Origin of the sequence: Streptomyces sp. NPDC014995 (assembly GCF_043080745.1) — a bacterium.
GTDB lineage: Bacteria > Actinomycetota > Actinomycetes > Streptomycetales > Streptomycetaceae > Streptomyces.
In genome coordinates, this window is sequence record NZ_JBIBVX010000005.1 from 267,650 (window position 1) to 285,211 (window position 17,562).

17 protein-coding genes are annotated in these 17,562 nt (G+C 72.9%); 7 read left to right on the forward strand and 10 right to left on the reverse strand.

The annotated features are described in order from the left end of the window. The first annotated feature begins 43 nt into the window (after window positions 1-43). The gene (locus ACF1A1_RS12930; protein ID WP_391999391.1) at window positions 44-1,243 is read left to right on the forward strand and encodes a glycosyltransferase family 4 protein; all 1,200 of its coding nucleotides are present in this window, start codon (window positions 44-46) and stop codon (window positions 1,241-1,243) included. Window positions 1,244-1,671: 428 nt separating this feature from the next. Here ACF1A1_RS12930 and ACF1A1_RS12935 read toward each other — a convergent pair whose 3' ends face one another. From ACF1A1_RS12935 to ACF1A1_RS12945, 3 genes are all read right to left on the reverse strand, one after another. Then, a complete protein-coding gene (locus ACF1A1_RS12935) occupies window positions 1,672-2,799 on the reverse strand; it encodes a glycosyltransferase (RefSeq protein ID WP_391999392.1) in 1,128 nt (375 codons plus the stop codon). Continuing rightward, window positions 2,796-3,356, reverse strand: coding sequence for a putative colanic acid biosynthesis acetyltransferase (locus tag ACF1A1_RS12940; RefSeq protein ID WP_391999631.1), 561 nt, complete (start codon window positions 3,354-3,356; stop codon window positions 2,796-2,798). Before ACF1A1_RS12940 ends, ACF1A1_RS12935 begins: the two co-directional genes overlap by 4 nt. A 190-nt stretch (window positions 3,357-3,546) precedes the next feature. Next, window positions 3,547-4,974 (reverse strand): sugar transferase, encoded by a 1,428-nt coding sequence (locus tag ACF1A1_RS12945; protein ID WP_391999393.1) that lies wholly within the window; start codon window positions 4,972-4,974, stop codon window positions 3,547-3,549. Between the two features lie 335 nt (window positions 4,975-5,309). Here ACF1A1_RS12945 and ACF1A1_RS12950 point away from each other — a divergent pair, with 335 nt between their 5' ends. After that, complete coding sequence (locus tag ACF1A1_RS12950) at window positions 5,310-5,525, forward strand: dodecin (protein WP_391999395.1); 216 nt, start codon at window positions 5,310-5,312, stop codon at window positions 5,523-5,525. Between the two features lie 25 nt (window positions 5,526-5,550). Here ACF1A1_RS12950 and ACF1A1_RS12955 read toward each other — a convergent pair whose 3' ends face one another. Continuing rightward, window positions 5,551-6,042: a hypothetical protein gene (locus ACF1A1_RS12955; RefSeq protein WP_391999396.1), complete on the reverse strand. Its 492-nt coding sequence runs from the start codon at window positions 6,040-6,042 to the stop codon at window positions 5,551-5,553. Between the two features lie 219 nt (window positions 6,043-6,261). Here ACF1A1_RS12955 and rpmF point away from each other — a divergent pair, with 219 nt between their 5' ends. From rpmF to ACF1A1_RS12970, 3 genes are all read left to right on the forward strand, one after another. Next, entirely contained in the window at window positions 6,262-6,432 is a 171-nt protein-coding gene (rpmF, locus tag ACF1A1_RS12960; RefSeq protein WP_391999398.1) for a 50S ribosomal protein L32, read from the forward strand. 5 nt (window positions 6,433-6,437) lie between these two features. Further along, entirely contained in the window at window positions 6,438-7,616 is a 1,179-nt protein-coding gene (locus ACF1A1_RS12965) for a GTP-binding protein (protein ID WP_391999399.1), read from the forward strand. Between the two features lie 391 nt (window positions 7,617-8,007). Next, window positions 8,008-9,021: an LLM class flavin-dependent oxidoreductase gene (locus ACF1A1_RS12970; protein ID WP_391999400.1), complete on the forward strand. Its 1,014-nt coding sequence runs from the start codon at window positions 8,008-8,010 to the stop codon at window positions 9,019-9,021. 71 nt (window positions 9,022-9,092) lie between these two features. On the opposite strand, the gene ACF1A1_RS12975 is transcribed toward ACF1A1_RS12970, so the two are convergent. Continuing rightward, window positions 9,093-10,190 (reverse strand): NAD-dependent epimerase/dehydratase family protein, encoded by a 1,098-nt coding sequence (locus tag ACF1A1_RS12975; protein WP_391999402.1) that lies wholly within the window; start codon window positions 10,188-10,190, stop codon window positions 9,093-9,095. Between the two features lie 77 nt (window positions 10,191-10,267). Between ACF1A1_RS12975 and ACF1A1_RS12980 the strand changes: the two genes are divergently transcribed. After that, window positions 10,268-11,002 carry a hypothetical protein gene (locus ACF1A1_RS12980; RefSeq protein WP_391999403.1) on the forward strand — a complete coding sequence of 245 codons (735 nt, stop codon included), beginning with the start codon at window positions 10,268-10,270 and terminating at the stop codon, window positions 11,000-11,002. Here ACF1A1_RS12980 and ACF1A1_RS12985 read toward each other — a convergent pair. The 5 genes from ACF1A1_RS12985 to ACF1A1_RS13005 form a co-directional block, all read right to left on the reverse strand. Next, the gene (locus ACF1A1_RS12985; protein ID WP_391999405.1) at window positions 10,980-11,969 is read right to left on the reverse strand and encodes a lysophospholipid acyltransferase family protein; all 990 of its coding nucleotides are present in this window, start codon (window positions 11,967-11,969) and stop codon (window positions 10,980-10,982) included. The two genes, ACF1A1_RS12980 and ACF1A1_RS12985, sit on opposite strands and share 23 nt — an antisense overlap. Next, window positions 11,966-12,742 carry a GNAT family N-acetyltransferase gene (locus ACF1A1_RS12990; RefSeq protein ID WP_391999406.1) on the reverse strand — a complete coding sequence of 259 codons (777 nt, stop codon included), beginning with the start codon at window positions 12,740-12,742 and terminating at the stop codon, window positions 11,966-11,968. Before ACF1A1_RS12990 ends, ACF1A1_RS12985 begins: the two co-directional genes overlap by 4 nt. Window positions 12,743-13,006: 264 nt before the next feature. Continuing rightward, the gene (locus ACF1A1_RS12995; protein ID WP_391999408.1) at window positions 13,007-13,756 is read right to left on the reverse strand and encodes a succinate dehydrogenase/fumarate reductase iron-sulfur subunit; all 750 of its coding nucleotides are present in this window, start codon (window positions 13,754-13,756) and stop codon (window positions 13,007-13,009) included. Next, window positions 13,753-15,702, reverse strand: a complete 1,950-nt coding sequence (locus ACF1A1_RS13000) for a fumarate reductase/succinate dehydrogenase flavoprotein subunit (protein WP_391999410.1) — start codon at window positions 15,700-15,702, stop codon at window positions 13,753-13,755. Before ACF1A1_RS13000 ends, ACF1A1_RS12995 begins: the two co-directional genes overlap by 4 nt. Window position 15,703: 1 nt before the next feature. After that, complete coding sequence (locus ACF1A1_RS13005; RefSeq protein WP_391999632.1) at window positions 15,704-16,375, reverse strand: succinate dehydrogenase; 672 nt, start codon at window positions 16,373-16,375, stop codon at window positions 15,704-15,706. Between the two features lie 120 nt (window positions 16,376-16,495). Between ACF1A1_RS13005 and ACF1A1_RS13010 the strand changes: the two genes are divergently transcribed. Continuing rightward, window positions 16,496-17,380, forward strand: coding sequence for a LysR family transcriptional regulator (locus ACF1A1_RS13010; protein WP_391999412.1), 885 nt, complete (start codon window positions 16,496-16,498; stop codon window positions 17,378-17,380). Window positions 17,381-17,562 lie beyond the last annotated feature (182 nt).

A 17,562-nucleotide genomic window follows, 5' to 3' on the forward strand; every position in this document is an offset into this window, starting at 1 on the left:
CCGAGTGCACCGAGTGCACCGAGCACCAGGACACGGAGAACCGATGAGGATTCTCGTCCACGACTACAGCGGCCACCCGTTCCAGGCCCAGCTGAGCCGGGAACTGGCGCGCCGTGGTCACGATGTCGTGCACTCGACGTGCACGGCCTACGTCTCCGGCAAGGGCAACCTCGCCGGGGACACCCCGGGCCTGCGCTTCGTCACCATCGGGGACGGCACCGCGCTCCGGAAGGAGGCCTACTTCCACCGGCTCCGCCAGGAGACCCTGCTGGGCCTCGAACTGGCCCGGCAGGTACGGCGCGAGAAGCCCGATGTGGCCCTGCTGTCCAACCTGCCCATCCCTGTGCTGGTCGTGGCGGCGGCCGTGCTGCGGCGACTGCGCATCCCGTGGGTGCTGTGGCACCAGGACGTGACCGCCGTCGCCCTGAAGAGCTTCGCCGCCGCCGATGTCGCGAAGTCGATGGGGGTCGCCGCCAAGGTCTTCGAGGCGGGCGAGAAGTGGTCGGCGCGCCGGGCCGCGGCCATCGTGGTGATCGCCGGGTCCTTCGTGCGGATCCACGAGGAGTGGGGCACCGCCGGCAAGGTCACCGTCATCCCCAACTGGGCGCCGCTGGACGAGATCGTCCCGGTGGACCGGGCCAACGCCTGGTCGGCCGAGCAGGGCCTGGACGGGGTGCGGACGGTGCTGTACTCCGGCACGCTGGGCCTGAAGCACAACCCGGTCCTGCTCGTGCGGCTGGCCGAGCGGTTGCGGGACCGGGGCACTCCGGTGCGTCTGGTCGTCGTCAACGACGGCCCGGCCGTGCCCGTCCTCAGGGAGGCCGCGGCCGCCCGGGGCGTCGAGCTGACGCTGCTGCCCTTCCAGCCCTACGAGCGGCTGCCCGAGGTGCTGGGCACGGGCGATCTCCTCGTCGTGCTCCTGGCGTCGGACGCCGGGCAGTTCTCGGTCCCGTCCAAGACGCTGTCGTATCTGTGCGCCGGGCGCCCGGTGCTCGGCCTGATGCCCGCCGACAACCTGGCCGCGCGTCTGCTCCGGCAGGCGGGGTCCGCGGTCTTCCCGCCGGAGGAGTCCTCGCTCGACGAGGCCTCCGCCTGGGCCCAGGAGGTCCTGTCCGACCCCGCGCGCGCCGAGCTCCTGGGCAAGGAGAGCCGCGCCCTGGCCGAGCGGGAGTTCGCCCTGGAGGACTGCGCCTCCCGCTTCGAGGACATCCTCCGTACGGTGAGCCGCACCCCGGCCCGCTGAGGGTCACCCCTGCCGCCGGCCACCCCGGACCTCGCCGCCGACGCGGCGGCTCCGAGGCGGCCGGCGGTGGCCGAAACGGGCCGCATCCCCCCTGACCGGGCCGCCCCCGACAGGGCCCCAGTCGCTCCACCACCACCCGGACCCAGAGCCCCTCGCCGAACACCCGCCACCGGCATGGGCAGAACCTCCGAGACCACCACCCTCCTCCCACTCCCACCGGCGTGACGGATCCGAAGTGATCGGCAGTGGCCGAAGCGGGCCGCATCCTCCTTGACCGGGCTCGGCTCCGGCAGACGCCCTCCAGCCGCTCCACCGCCACCGGGACCGAAACCACCTCGCCGTCCATCGAGACCTGCGAGGCCAATGCCCCCTCCGTCTCCCGCCGATGCGGTGCGAGCCGGAGGGGGCGTTGGTCGCCGTGGGTCGCGTCACCTCCGGGCCGGTCGGCTCCGGTAGACGCCTTCCAGTTGGTCCACGACCGCGCGGATGGAGAAGACCTCGTCGATCGCGCGGCGGCCGGCGTCGACGAGTTGCCCGCGCAGCGCCTCGTCGGCGAGCAGCAGGCTCACCGCGTCGGCCAGGGCCTCCGGGCTGCCGTCGGTGACCAGGGCCGCTTCCCTGCGCGCCAGTTCGGCCGCGATGCCGCTGCTGTCCGTGCACACGACCGGTGTGCCCTCGGCCAGCGCCTCCAGGACCGTCATCGGGAACGGCTCGTGCACGCTCGGCAGGACGTACACGGTGGCCCTGCGGTAGGCCTCCAGTGCCGCGGAGTGCTCCAGCGCGCCGCCGTAGGAGACCACGTCGGTCAGCCCGCGGTCCGCGACGAGCCGGTTGACCGCCGGCAGGGATCCCTCGTCCGCTCCGTAGAGCGTGAACCGTGCCTCGGGGATCTCCTTGTGGACCAGGGCGGCCATCTCGACGAACGCCTCGGGGCGTTTGCGCGGGTGGAGCCGGGCGAGGAAGATCACCTCCTTGTCGTTCCGCCGTCGCGCGTCCGCCCCGTCACCGGCCGGACGCAGGCCGTTGGGCAGCGACACCAGCGGTGGCCGGTCCGGTCCCAGCACCGTGGTCAGCGCGCGCCGTTCCCGATCCGTGAGCACGAAGCAGCAGCGGGCCCGGCGCAGCAGGGGCACGTACAGACGGTCGAAGACCCGCGCCACGGCACCGGTGCGGGGCTCGACCATGCCGTGTGTCTGGGTGACGAAGGCCTTGCCGCGCAGCCGGGCGACGGCGAGCGCGGCGAGGGAGACGAGGTCGCGTCCGGCGTGCAGATGCACGGCGTCGGCGTGCCCCATGGCCCGCCACAGGTCCCGCAGCAGCAGCGGATGCATGAGTCCCAGGCAGCCCCGGCCGGGGACGAGACGCCATGCCGGACGGGAGACGAAACGGACGGCGCCGATGTGCTGCGCGGCCCGGGTCCCGCCCCGCCACAGGGACACCAGCGTCACGTCGTGGCCGCGGGCGGCGCACTCCTCGAGCTGGGCGAGGGCCACGCTGGTCGGGCCGCCGAAGGCCCCGTCGTCGCTGACGAGCGTGACCACATGGACCAGTCTCATGGCCTGGCTCCCTTCGCGGAGGCGGACGGGGTGGGTGCGGTCGTACCGCCCGCCGTCAGGACCGCGCCAGATGGGAGGTCCCGGTGGGCGACGGCGCCGGCGCCCACCACCGCGCCCCGGCCGACGGTGACGCCGCGCAGCACCACCCCACGGGTCGCGACCCAGCTGCCGGGCTCCAGCCGGACGGGGCCGTTGTCGAACTCGAAGGTGGCGGAACGGCGCCGGTGGCTGCCCGTGCACAGCAGCGCGCCCTGGGAGAGGCAGCAGTCGCTGCCGATCGTGACCGGTTCGAGGTTGAGGATCCAGGCGTCCTCCCCGATCCACACGTCGTCGCCGACCTCCAGCTTCCACGGCCAGTGGATCCGCACCCCGCGCCGGATCAGCACCCGCTGTCCGACGCGGGCGCCGAAGGCGCGCAGCAGGGCCGGCCGCCAGCGGGCCGGGAACCACCACTTGACGAAGAGCAGATGGAGGGCGGCGAACCAGGCGGCCTGCACCGGCAGGGGCCGCCCCTTGTCGTATCCGGCACCGGTGAAGCCGCGCAGGTTTCGCGCCACGACGGGCCGGTGCGTCGTGGCGCCGCCGGAGTCACCCGGGTGCGGGGCGGCTGCCGGGGATGCGGCTGAGGTCTGTGTGTCCACGTCCGCGATCCTTCACGGCCCCGGGGAGGGAGCACCCTCGATCACTGCGTGTTGGCGTCAGAGCTGCCCGGATGGACGATGCGGCCGCGGGGGCCGCACAGGTCCCTCAGTAGGCGCCCTGCCCGTTCAGCACCGCGCGCAGGGTGCGGACCATGACGTTCATGTCCCCGGCCAGGGACCAGTTGTCGACGTAACGCAGGTCGAGCGCGACCGTTTCCCGCCAGGACAGGTCCGACCGTCCGCTCACCTGCCACAGGCCGGTCAGGCCCGGTTTGATGCTGAGCCGGCGCATCTCGACGCCGTTGTACCTGGCGACCTCCTCCGGCAGCGGTGGGCGCGGGCCGACCAGGGACATGTGGCCGAAGAGGATGTTGAACAGCTGGGGCAGCTCGTCCAGGGAGTAGCGGCGCAGGACGCGTCCCACGGGGGTGACCCGGGGGTCCTGGCGCATCTTGAACATGTGCCCGTCGTTCTCGTTCTCCGCCTCCAGTCCGCTCTTCAGCCGGTCCGCGCCGACCACCATGGTGCGGAACTTCCACATGGGGAACGGCGTCGTGTTCCGGCCGACCCGGATCTGGCGGTAGAGGACCGGGCCGGGTGAGCCCAGCCGGACCGCCACCGCCAGCACCAGCAGGAGCGGCGACAGCAGGACGATCAGTGCCAGGGCGCCCACCCGGTCCACGAACGACTTCAGCAGCGTGTGCACGCCACGGTGCAGCGGCGGCGCGATGTGCAGCAGGGTGAGGCCGGCCGCCGAGGTCAGCCGCACCCGCCGGCGGGCCACTTCGACGATGCCGGGCAGCACCATGAGCGAGCGGCCCTGGTCGTGCAGGGCCCAGGACAGCCGGCGTACCCGTTCACCGGACATGTACGGGCCGGGCGCCACGAAGACCAGGTCGGCCGCGAGGTCGTCGGCCGCCCCGAGCACGGCCGCGGCGTCCTCCTCGGGCGTCTCGGGCGTCTCGCAGGGCAGCCGTACGCACACCGGGACCCCGGAGCGCACCTCGCCCTCGCCGACCGGGCAGGCGCCGACGACCACGTACTCGTGGTCGGTGCGCTGGGCGAGCTGTTCGACCACGGCGTCGAGCATCGGGGCAGCACCGACGATGACCACGTGGCGCAGGGCGCGGGCGTCCCGGCGGGCGGCCAGCAGATGACGGTGAATCATCTTCTGGCAGACGCCCGTGAGGACCAGCGCCGGGATCAGTGCCGTGAACGCCTCGGCGGGCACGCTGTCCAGTCCGCAGACCACACGGAGCGTCGCCAGGGCGCCGACCAGCACCAGCCAGTCCCGTATCACGGCCCGCAGCCCGCCCCCGTCGCCCCAGGTCTGCGGTGTGTACCGCTTGCTGACCACCCCGATGAGGGGCCACAGCAGGGCGGCGGCGGCCGCCAGGCGCAGCGGGTGGGGCTCGCGGACCTCCACGAACGCCGCCGCGACCGGCAGGGCCGCGGCGAGGAGGTCCACACACACCGAGAAGGGGGCGTACCAGCGCGCCCGTGTCTCCTCACGGTGGATGGGGTGGCGCGCCATGGGGATCGGCGCCTGTCGGGACATCGCGAGTCTGAACCGCCGCACGGTCTCCTCCAAACCCCCGGTCACAGATCGCGGGTGTGGCTGCCGGAGCACCGTCACCGGCAGCCACACCCAAGAACATGATCGTTATATCACCAGATACATACGAATATCGGTCTTTAACTCTGATGGTTCATGGTCGGTGTGGAGACCCCGGGCAGGCCGGCGGAGCACCGGCACGACACGCCTCGCGCTCCGTCGCGGCTTGGGGCACGGTGGAGTGACACGTGACCACGTGACCACGTGGACGGGACACACGTGACGCTGCCGCAGTCGCGGAGAGGAGCACCCGCATGTCGAACCACACCTACCGGGTCACGGAGATCGTCGGCACCTCGCCCGACGGCGTGGACCAGGCGATCCGCAACGGCATCACCCGCGCCTCGCATACGCTGCGCAACCTGGACTGGTTCGAGGTGACCCAGGTGCGAGGCCAGCTCGAGAACGGCGAGGTCGCGCACTGGCAGGTGGGCCTGAAGGTCGGCTTCCGCCTGGAGGACTCCGAGTGACGCGCCTTCCCTGAGGCGCTCGGCCTCAGGTACGGCCCTCCCGCTCCTGCGCCACCCGCAGCGTGACCGAGGGAAGCGCCCAGCGCGCCCGGAAGACGGTGAAGCCGGCCTGTTCGGCGTCGTCGCACACCAGCTCGTCGTCGTCCACCAGGACCCGCACCTCCCGGTCGCGGGCCAGCCGGCGCAGGGTCTCCAGCTTGGTACGGCGGGCGGGTCGGCGGTCGTCGTCGCGCCGCATGTACACGCGCCCGTCGGGCAGCCCCTGCCGGTCGAGCCACTCCAGCGTGTCCCGCCGGCAGCGCTCGGGCCGCCCGGTCAGATAGACGACCTCGCACTCCCGCGCGCTCCGCACGGCCATCGCCACGCCCTCGGGGACGGGCGGGTCCTGCGGCGCGGCCGCGAAGAAGGCGTTCCAGTCCCGCGGCCTGCGCTCCAGGAACCGTTGCCGGTGGGCCGTGTCGGCGAGGGTGTTGTCCAGGTCGAACACGGCGATCGGCCGCTTGCTGGTGTCGGTCACACCACTCACCCTAAGGACCTCGCGCACCCCGGCAACCTCCCCGCCCCGGGTCGGCCACTGCGGTGCGACAGGGCAGGCGCGGCAGGCACGGCAGGCACGGCAGGCGAACCAGCAGGCAGGGCGGAGCCGGTACGGCGACCTGGCCACCCCCTCTTGATTGTTAATGGGATCCATTTTCATGTAGCGTCCTCGGTGCTCACCCCACCGAGGAGGTTCCCCATGGCCGTGCCCAAGCGGAAGATGTCCCGCAGCAACACCCGTCACCGCCGCGCCCAGTGGAAGGCGAGCACGGCGCAGCTCGTCCCGGTCACCGTGGACGGGGTCCGCCACCTCGTCCCGCAGCACCTGGTGAAGGCGTACGAGCGCGGCCTGCTGCGTCCCGAGGGCTGACCGGGATGCCGTACGAGCGACTGCCCGTGACCGTGCTGTCCGGGTTCCTCGGGGCGGGCAAGACCACGCTGCTCAACCATGTCCTCAGCGGCCGCGACGGACTGCGCGTCGCGGTGATCGTCAACGACATGAGCGAGGTCAACATCGACGCGGCGCTGGTGCGCGGCGGTGAGGCGGCCCTGTCGCGGACCGAGGAACGGCTGGTCGAGATGACCAACGGGTGCATCTGCTGCACCCTGCGCGACGACCTGCTGGAGGAGGTCGACCGGCTGGCCCGCGAGGGCCGCTTCGACCACCTGCTCATCGAGAGCAGCGGCATCTCCGAACCCCTGCCCGTGGCCGCCACGTTCGCCTTCGCCCGCGACGACGGGGCGACCCTTCAGGACGTGGCCCGCCTGGACACCATGGTCACGGTCGTCGACGCGGCGAACTTCCTGACCGAGCTGGACGGCGGCGACGAGCTCGCCGAACGCGGCCTGGCACCGTTCGAGGACGACGAACGCACGGTCAGCGATCTGCTCGTCGACCAGGTCGAGTTCGCCGACGTCCTCGTGCTCAACAAGCTGGACCTGGTCGACGGCGAGGCCGCCGACCGGCTGCGGGCCGCGCTGCGCCGGCTCAACCCGCTCGCCCGGATCGTCCCCGCCGTCCACGGCCGCGTGGACCTGAGAGAGGTGCTGGGCACCGGCCGCTTCGACCTGGAACGGGCCCAGCAGGCACCCGGCTGGGTGCGGGAGCTCAACGGCGAGCACGTGCCGGAGACGGAGGAGTACGGCATCTCCTCCACCGTGTTCCGCTCCCGACTCCCCTTCCACCCCGGCCGGTTGTGGGATCTCGTCACCGAGGGGCTGGACAGCGGGGCGTACGGGAAGGTGCTGCGCTCGAAGGGGTTCTTCACGCTCGCCACCCGCCCGCAGGTCACGGGACTGTGGTCGCAGGCCGGTTCCGTGGCCCGCTTCGAGCCGTCGGCCGCGCGCGACACCGACGCCCCGTACGCGCAGGAGCTGGTCCTCATCGGCACGCAGCTGCGCGCCGAGGCGCTGCGGGCCGCCCTGACCGGCTGCCTCATGGCCCCCGGCGAGCCCCTTCCGGCCGACGACCCGTTCCCCGCCTGGGACACCTACGGCATCGACGACGCCTGCGACCACGAGCACGCCGACCGGCCGCGGGCCGCCCTGCCCTGACCCTCCTGGGAGGGACGGTTCTGCTCGCGGCCGGCGAGGAGGGAGCCGCGGTGACCGGGCGGACGGTCGGCCGGACGACGGCCACGGACGTGCTCGCGCAGGCTCGGGACGCCGTGGCCGGAGGGCGCGGGCCGAGGCGCACCGACTCCTGAGCGCCGTTCCCCCCGCTCGTCCCGCCTCGGACGACCGGGCCGCGTCCACCGACGCCGCCCGGTGGACGAGCCGGATCGAGGGGTCGGTCGTCCAGCGGACGCGGGCCTGCTCCGGATACGCGGCGGCGGACGCGGGCCTGCTCCGGATACGCGGCGGCGGGCGCCACCCGCGGGCGGGTCACCTGGCCCGGCCGCCCCTCCCGGGGGAATCCTCCCGGACCGCGGGTGTTGAACCCTGTATGAGCTCCGTGATCGCCTCGGCCCGTTTCTCCGTCCTCGACCGCTCCCGCACCCGCGAGGGCCACACCGGCGCGGAGGCGCTCCGGGACACCGTGCGGCTGGCGCGGGAGACGGAGCGGCTCGGCTACCACCGTTTCTGGGTGTCGGAGCACCACGGTGTGCCCGGCGTCGCCGGATCCGCCCCGACGGTGCTGGCCGCCGCCGTGGCCGGCGCGACCCGTACGATCCGGGTCGGCACCGGCGGAGTGATGCTGCCCAACCATCGGCCGCTGGTCGTGGCCGAGCAGTTCGGTGTCCTGGAGTCCCTGTTCCCGGGGCGGATCGACATGGGGCTCGGCCGGTCGGTGGGCTTCACCGACGGTGTGCGCAGGGCGCTGGGACGCGACAAGGGCGACGCGGACGACTTCGCCGGGCAACTGCGGGAGCTGCTGGGCTGGTTCCGGGGCACGTCCCCGACGGGCGTGCACGCCCGGCCGGCCGAGGGCCTGACCGTGCCGCCGTTCGTGCTCGCCATGGGCGAGGGCGCGCGGATCGCCGCGGAGGCGGGGCTGCCGATGGTCATCGGAGACCTGCGCGACCGCGACCGGATGCGACGCGGTGTGGACCGTTACCGGGACCACTTCCGGCCCTCCCCCTGGGCGACCGAGCCGTACGTCGTCGTCTCCGGCACGGTCGCGGTCGCCGCCACCGCGGAGGAGGCCCGGCGGCTGCTGGTCCCGGAGGCCTGGTCGATGGCGTACTCCCGCACCCACGGCACCTTCCCGCCGCTGCCGCCGGCCGAGCGCGTCGAGGCCCTCCCGATGACCGCGAAGGAACGCGGGTTGTACGAGTCCGGTCTCGCCGGCCACATCGCCGGCACCGAGGAGCAGGTCACGCACGAACTGGAGACCGTGCTCAAGGACACCGGCGCGCGGGAGGTCCTCGTCACCACCAGCACGTACGACCGTGAGGCGCTGCTGGACTCCTACCGGCGACTGGCCGGGATCGTGAACCGGGCGAAGAACGCCGAGTGACACCGGGTGACCGCCGAAGAGCCGCTGTCGGCCGCCGGGACCCACTCCCCCGTCTTCCGTCCCGGTCGGCGTCATCCCCTCAGTGCGTTGCCGCGGGCACTCCCCCTCGCGCGCGCCCGCCGCTGCTCGCGCCAGGCCCGGTAGTGGTCCACGAGCGTCTCCTCGATCGGACGGTACGTGAGGCCCAGCTCCTCGACGCTCCTGCGGTTGTCGACGCGGAAGCGGATGCCGAGGTGGTTGCGGATGTAGGTCTGGCTGAGGCCGAAGGCCGGGCCGAGCAGGCGGACGGGCCAGTGCGGGAGGGCCGTCCGGGGAAGGCGGAGGTTTCCGCGGTGGTGGGCGCGCAGGATCGTCGCCATCCGGTGGAACGACGTCATCTCCTCGGCGGCGACGAGGTAACGGCCGTGCGCCTCGGGGCGTTCCGCCGCCGCGATGTGGGCCGCCGCCACGTCCCGTACGTCGGCCGTCGTGAAGCTGAAGTCCGGGGCGCCGTAGAAGAAGTAGCCCTTGAAAAGTTCGTCCAGGAGGAACAGGCTGCCGGAGTCCGAGGCCGGGGTGAGGGAAGGGCCGAGGACGAGGCCGGGGTTGACGGAGACCATGTCCCAGCGGTCCTGCGCGGCCGCCGCGTCCCAGGCCGCCCGCTCCGCCACCGTCTTGGCGTAGTGGTAGGGGTTGTTCTCCACCGTGCTCGTGGTGTTGAAGTACCTCTCCGACAGCGTCCGGTCCTCCATCTCCAGGACGTCGGCGTAGTCGCCGAAGACAGCCCCCACGGTGGACGTGAGGACCAGTCGCTCGACGCTCTCCGTGCGGTCGATGCCCGCCAGGACGTTCCGGGTGCCCCGGAGGGCCGGTTCGACCACGTCCCGCCGGCCGTCCCTGATCTTCTCCGGCATCAGGAACGGCGACGCCACGTGGAAGACCACGGAACAGCCCTGCATCGCCTCGTCGAAGGAGCCGTCCGCGAGCAGGTCCGCCTCGAAGAGGTCGAGGCGGCCGGGGTGCGCGTCCCGCAGGGCGTGCAGCGGCCGCAGTTTCGCCGCGTTCGCCGTGCCGCGCACGGTCGTGTGCACCCGGTGGCCGCGCTCCAGCAACTGCCGTACGAGATGGGCGGCGACGAAGCCGCTGCCCCCCGTCACCAGGACCGTCCTGCCGGCCGGGCTTCCACTCACGCGCGCGCTCCTCGGAGGGTCGGATCGAGTCGGGTCAAGGCGGGTCGGGGCGGGTCGGGACCTGTCATGATCCCACCATGACCGCCCAACCGCCCGTCACCTACGAGAAATTCCTCGCACACGCGGCCGCCGACCCGGCCGTCGTCGGCCTCGTGCTCAAGGGGTCGCACGCGCACGACGGTATGGCGACCGAGCACTCCGACCACGACCTGTACGTCGTTCTCGCGGACGACGCCGCCGTCCCGGACCTCGGTCGCCGCACCCCCGGGCTCGACGTGGTGGTCGTGCCGCTCGCCGGGTTGCGGGCGGCGGGCATGCCGGGCTTCGAGCGGTACGCGCTCGCCCGGGCGCGGGTCGTCCTCGACCGGCTCGACGGGGAGATCGGCCGGATCCTCGCCGCGAAGGCGCGGCTGACGGCGGACGAGGCGTTCCGGACCGCGGCCGGGTGGCTGGACGCGTACGCCAACTCCCTCTACCGGTCGGTCAAGAACGCCCGCGACGGCGAGTCCCTGGCCGCCCGCCTGGACGCGGCCGACAGTCTGGGCTTCCTGCTGGAGTTCCTGTTCGCGCTCGACCGCCGGCCCCGCCCCTACAACAAGTACCTGCGCTGGGAACTGGCCCACCACCCGCTGCCCGGCTGGGACACCGCCGCCCTGCTCGACACCGTGGAGCACATCGCGGCGACCGGTGACGTGCGCGCGCAGCGGGCACTGTTCGCCCGTGTCGAGCCGGCGGCCCGGACGGCCGGGCACGGCGCAGTGCTGGACGACTGGGGCGAGGACCTGCTGCTCATGCGACCGGCGGACGGGTAGGACGGACGACCGGACCAGCCACTCCGAGGCCCACCCTGCGGCCGGGGCGCCGCCTGCGGCCGGGGGTGTGCGGCTCGTCGGCCGGCGCGCACGCCGGGTGCCGGTCGTGCGCCCCGTCCGCCCGCCCGGCCCCGGATGCCCCGCTCCCGTCCTGTGAGGCGCCGGCCGGTCCCACCAGCGCCCATGCCCCGGCGGCGGCCGCGAGCGACGCGCGGTCGGGGTGGTCCTGCGGGGCGATCACCTCTCCCGCCTCCACCTCGGCCACCAGCCCCCGTGCCGTCGCCACCCGCCACAGGGAGGCGAGCAGGGAGTCGTCGCCGACGAAGGCGGGCGTCGTGCTGGCCGCGCCCCCTGCGCACCGGTACCGGATGCGCACCGGCTGAACGGGGACCCGGGCGTCCAGCGCGGCCTGGAACACGGCCCGCCGGAAGTGCCCCTGGGCGCGGCCGCACCAGGTGCTGCCCTCCGGGAACACCGCGACGGCCTGCCCGGCGCGCAGCGCCCCGGCGATCCGGTCGACCGTGCCGGGCAGGGCGCGCAGCCGGTCGCGGTCGATGAACAGGACCCCGCCGCGGGCGGCGAGCGCTCCGGCGACCGGCCACCGCCGCATCTCGGCCTTGGCGAGCATGCGGGCCGGGCGGACGGCGGCCAGCAGCGGGACGTCCAGCCAGGAGATGTGGTTGGCCACGAGCAGCAGTCCCCCGGCGGGCGCGGCGGTGCCGGTCGTCAGGACGCGGACGCCGGCCGCCCGGACGACCGCCCGGCTCCACCGCCGTACCGCCCCGGCCGGGATCCTCCCCCGCGAGCGGGGGCACCCCCGGCCGAGCGGCGACAGCAGGACCCCGGTGAGGACGAGCAGCACCACCGCCGTGAGCCGCAGCACGGCCCGCGGTACGGCGTTCGCGGACCCGGTCTCCTCCACGCACGCCCGTGGGGTGCAGGGCGCGCTGGGCAGCCAGGCGCTCACCGGGCCGGGACGAGGGAGAGGAAGTGCCGCAGGTAGCGCGGGTCGACGGTGCGCATCGACAGCAGCACGTACAGGTCGGCGACCCCGAAGTCGGGGTCGTGGGCGGGCTCGCCGCACACCCGGGCGCCCAGCCGGAGGTAGCCGCGCAGCAGGGCGGGCAGTTCGGTGCGGGCGGGCAGCGCCACGTCGGTCGGCGGCACCCACGGCAGCAGCGGGCGTACCCGGAACTCCTCCGGCGCCAGGTGCTTGTCCCGCACCCGGTCCCAGGTGCCGGCCGCGAGGGCGCCGCCGTCGGCGAGCGGTACGGAGCAGCAGCCGGCCAGCCACTCGTGGCCGCGGTCGACCATGTAGCGGGCGATGCCGGCCCAGATGAGGCTGATGACGGCGCCGTCGCGGTGGTCGGGGTGCACGCAGGAGCGGCCGACCTCGACGAGGCCGGGCCGGATCCCGTCCAGCCGTGCCAGGTCGAACTCGCCCTCCGAGTACAGGCGTCCGGCGACCGCGGCGCGCTCCGGCGGCAGCAGCCGGTAGGTGCCGACGACCTGGCCGGTGCCGGCGTCGCGCACCAGCAGGTGGTCGCAGTACGCGTCGAAGGGGTCGGCGTCGAGGCCGGGCCGGGTGGACGTCAGCAGGGCGCCCATCTCCCCGGCGAAGACGTCGTGCCGCAGCCGCTGCGCGGCCCGCACGTCGGCCTCGTCGCGGGCCAGGATGACGGTGTAACGGACGGGTGCCGTGGACTGCGGGGGCCGAGCGAGGGCGGAAACGCCGGTCATGGCTCTCTCCTGGACACGCACGAGGTGGGGACGGAGCGGTACCCCCTGTTTCTTCCGGGGCCGGTTGGCGTGTACGTGACGTGTGCCGGGAGCGCGGATGTGGGGATGTTGAATGCCGGGCGCGGCGACCGGGCTCGGCAAGCGGGTGCGGGAACCGGTGCGGAACCGGGTGCGGCGGAAAACCAGACGGGGCCGGGGATGAGCACCACTCCCGGCCCCGCCCGTCCGCACCGTTCGGCGAACGTCTTCTCGTCGAGCGGCTCGCTACCGCTTCGCCGCCTTGCGGGTGGCCCGCAGCCACTCCTTGTTCATGCCGGTGATCGAGACCAGGGGGATGCCCTTCGGGCAGGCGGTCGCGCACTCGCCCGTCAGCGTGCACCCGCCGAAGCCCTCCTCGTCCATCTGCGCCACCATGTCCAGCACCCGCGTCTCGCGCTCGGGCGCCCCCTGCGGCAGCACGTTGAGGTGGTTGACCTTGGCGGAGGTGAACAGCATCGCCGCCCCGTTGGGGCACGCCGCCACGCACGCCCCGCACCCGATGCACTCCGCGTGCTCGAAGGCGAAGTCGGCGTCCGGCTTGGGCACCGGCGTGGCGTGGGCCTCGGGGGCGGCGCCCGTCGGCGCGGTGATGTAGCCGCCGGCCTGGATGATCCGGTCGAGGGCCGTCCGGTCGACGACCAGGTCCTTGATCACGGGGAACGCCGACGCCCGCCACGGCTCGACGTCGATGGTGTCGCCGTCCCGGAAGGAGCGCATGTGCAGCTGGCAGGTGGTGGTGCGCTCGGGCCCGTGCGCGTCACCGTTGATGACGAGCGAGCAGGCGCCGCAGATGCCCTCACGGCAGTCGTGGTCGAAGGCGACGGGGTCCTCGCCCCGGAGGATGAGCTCCTCGTTGAGGGTGTCCAGCATCTCCAGGAAGGACATGTCGGGTGAGATGCCGTCCACCTCGTACGTGGACATGGCGCCGTCGGCGTCGGCGTTCTTCTGCCGCCAGACGCGCAGGGTGAGCTTCATGCGTAGCTCCGCTGGGTGGGGTGGACGTACTCGAAGACCAGGTCTTCCTTGTGCAGGACGGGTGCCTCGCCGGTGCCGGTGAACTCCCAGGCGGCGGCGTACGCGAACTCCTCGTCCCGGCGGGCGGCCTCGCCGTCCGGGGTCTGCGACTCCTCGCGGAAGTGGCCGCCGCAGGACTCGGCGCGGTGCAGGGCGTCGAGGCACATCAGCTCGGCCAGCTCCAGGTAGTCGACGACGCGGTTGGCCTTCTCCAGGGACTGGTTGAACTCCTCGCCGGTGCCGGGCACCTTGATGCGCCGCCAGAACTCCTCACGGATCTGCGGGATGCGCTCGAGCGCCTTGCGCAGCCCGGAGTCCGTACGGGCCATGCCGCAGAACTCCCACATCAGCTCGCCGACCTCGCGGTGGAAGGAGTCGGGGGTGCGGTCGCCGTCCACGGACAGCAGCAGGTTGAGGCGGTCCTGGGTCTCCGCCAGCACCTCCTGCACGGCGGGGTGGCCGTCGGTGACCTCACCCTGGTGCGGATTGCGGGCGAGGTAGTCGTTGATGGTGGCCGGCAGCACGAAGTAGCCGTCGGCCAGGCCCTGCATCAGTGCGGAGGCGCCGAGCCGGTTGGCGCCGTGGTCGGAGAAGTTGGCCTCGCCGATCGCGAACAGGCCGGGGACAGTGGTCTGGAGGTCGTAGTCGACCCACAGGCCGCCCATCGTGTAGTGCACGGCCGGGTAGATCCGCATCGGCACCTCGTACGGATCCTCGTCGGTGATCCGCTGGTACATGTCGAAGAGGTTGCCGTACTTGGCCTCGACGGCCTTGCGGCCCATCCGCTGGATGGCGTCGGCGAAGTCGAGGTAGACGCCCTGCCCGCCGGGGCCCACTCCCCTGCCCTCGTCGCAGACGTTCTTCGCGGCGCGGGAGGCGATGTCGCGCGGGACCAGGTTGCCGAAGGACGGGTAGATGCGCTCCAGGTAGTAGTCGCGCTCGTCCTCGGGGATCTGGTTCGCCGGGCGGGTGTCGCCCTTGGCCTTCGGCACCCAGATCCGGCCGTCGTTGCGCAGCGACTCGCTCATCAGCGTCAGCTTCGACTGGTGGTCGCCGGTGCGCGGGATGCAGGTGGGGTGGATCTGCGTGAAGCAGGGGTTGGCGAAGTGGGCGCCGCGCCGGTGCGCCCGCCAGACGGCGGTGGCGTTGGAGTTCATGGCGTTCGTCGACAGGTAGAAGACGTTGCCGTAGCCGCCGCTCGCCAGGACCACGGCGTCCGCGAAGTACGTGTCGATCTTCCCGGTGATCAGGTCCCGGGCCACGATCCCGCGCGCCCGTCCGTCGACGACGATCAGGTCGAGCATCTCGGTGCGCGGGTGCATCTCGATGTTCCCGGCCGCGATCTGCCGCGACAGCGCCTGGTACGCGCCCAGCAGCAGCTGCTGACCCGTCTGGCCCCGGGCGTAGAACGTACGCGACACCTGGACGCCGCCGAAGGAGCGGGTGTCGAGCAGGCCGCCGTACTCGCGGGCGAAGGGCACGCCCTGGGCCACGCACTGGTCGATGATCTCGACGGAGATCTGGGCGAGGCGGTGGACGTTGGACTCCCGGGCCCGGAAGTCGCCGCCCTTGACGGTGTCGTAGAACAGCCGATGGATGGAGTCGCCGTCGTTGCGGTAGTTCTTCGCCGCGTTGATGCCGCCCTGGGCGGCGATCGAGTGGGCGCGGCGCGGGGAGTCCTGGTAGCAGAACTGGACGACGTGGTAGCCCTGTTCGGCGAGGGTGGCGCCGGCGGAGCCGCCGGCGAGGCCGGTGCCCACGACGATGACCGTGTGCTTGCGCCGGTTGGCCGGGTTGACCAGCTTGGCCTCGAAACGGCGCTTGTCCCAGCGCTCGTTGACCGGACCGGACGGGGCCTTGGTGTCGACGACCGGCTCACCGGTCGCGTAGTCGGTGTACGAGGTCATGTCAGCTCACCACTCCGGTCATGACGCCCACGGGTACGGCGACGAAGCCGGCCGTGAGCAGCAGCGCGAGGACGTTCGCGACGGTCTTCAGGCCGCGGTCGCGGGCGCGGCTGCCGACGCCGAGAGTCTGGGCGGCGCTCCAGAAGCCGTGCCGGACGTGCAGGCCCAGGGCGAGCATCGCGACGATGTAGATGACGTTGCCGTACCAGGTGGAGAAGGTGTCCACGACGTTCTGGTACGGGTGGCCCTGCTGGAAGCCGCCGGGGTGGACGGTGCCGGTCGTCAGGTCGAGGATGTGCCAGACGATGAACAGGCCGAGGATGACGCCGCCCCAGCGCATGGTGCGCGTCGCGTAGCTCGCCCGCGGCTTCCGGTGCACGTACTTGTCCGGGCGCGCCTTGATGTCACGACGGCTGAGCTGGTACGCGGAGACGGCGTGGGCGACGACCGCGACGACCAGGACGACGCGGATCAGCCAGAGCGTCCACTCGTAGTGCATGAACGGCTCACCGACCGTGCGCAGCCAGTGCGCGTAGTGGTCGAACTCGCCGGCGCCGAAGAAGATCTTCAGGTTGCCGATCATGTGGACGACCAGGTACAGCAGCATGATCAGGCCGCTGACGGCCATCACCGTCTTCTTCCCGACGGAGGAGTCCCACACCGTACGCGCCATCGACGGCCGTCGGTCCGTCCGCGTTGCCAGAGCCATGGCACAGGACGCTAGGCCCGGCGCATCCCATCAGTCCAAGACATGGTCCGGCTCGTTTCAATAGGAGGGCCCTATCATGGCTGGATGCAGTTCCAGCAGCTCCAGTACTTCGTGGCGGTCGCCGAGACCCGGCACTTCACCCGGGCCGCCGAGCTCGTGCACGTCGCGCAGCCGTCGCTGTCGCAGCAGATCAAGTCCCTGGAACGGGAGTTGGGGGCGGATCTGTTCCTGCGGGCGCGCGGCAACATCACCCTCACCGACGCGGGCGAGGCGCTGCTGCCGCTGGCCCGGCGGATCCTCGCGGACACGGAGACGGCCCGGTACGAGGTGCAGGAGCTGGTGCAGCTGCGCAGCGGCCGCGTGCGCCTGGGGGCGACCCCGAGTCTGTGCACGGGCCTGCTCCCGGACGTCCTGCGCGCCTTCCACGACCGCTACCCCGGTATCCGGCTGCTGATCGAGGAGGGCGGCTCGCACGACCTGGTCCGCGAGCTGGCCCGCGGCGCCCTGGACCTCGCCCTGGTCGTCCTTCCCCTGCCGACCCCCTCCCCCGCCCTGACGACGGTGGAGCTGCTGCGCGAGGACCTGGTGGTCGTCTCCTCCCCGGAGGCCCCGCGCCCGGGCCACGGCCGGCGGACGGTCCGCATCGCCGACCTGGAGGGCGAACGCCTGGTGATGTTCCGCCACGGCTACGACCTGCGCGAACTGACCGTCGCCGCCTGCCGCGCCGAGGGGTTCGAGCCGGACTTGGCGGTGGAGGGCGGCGAGATGGACGCGGTGCTGGGCTTCGTACGGGCCGGGCTCGGACTGGCCGTCGTACCGCGCATGGTGGCCGCCCGGTCGGGGCGCGGACTGCGCGTCACCCCGCTCACCCGGCCCGGGCTGCACCGGACGATCGCCCTGGCCCACCGCAGCGATGTGGCTCCGCCGCGGGCGGCGCGGGAGTTGCAGCGGATGCTGCTGGAGCACTGACCGCCACGGCACCGGCACCGGCCCGCGGCGTCCGGCCGCGGCCTGCGGCGTCCGGCCGCGGCGGCCCGTACGTCCGTCGGCGGGATCCCGAGCTGCTCGCGTCGGCGGGATCCCTGCCTGCTCGCACCGGCGGGATCCCGGCCTCTCGCACCGGCGGGATCCGGCCTCCCGCACCGGCCGGG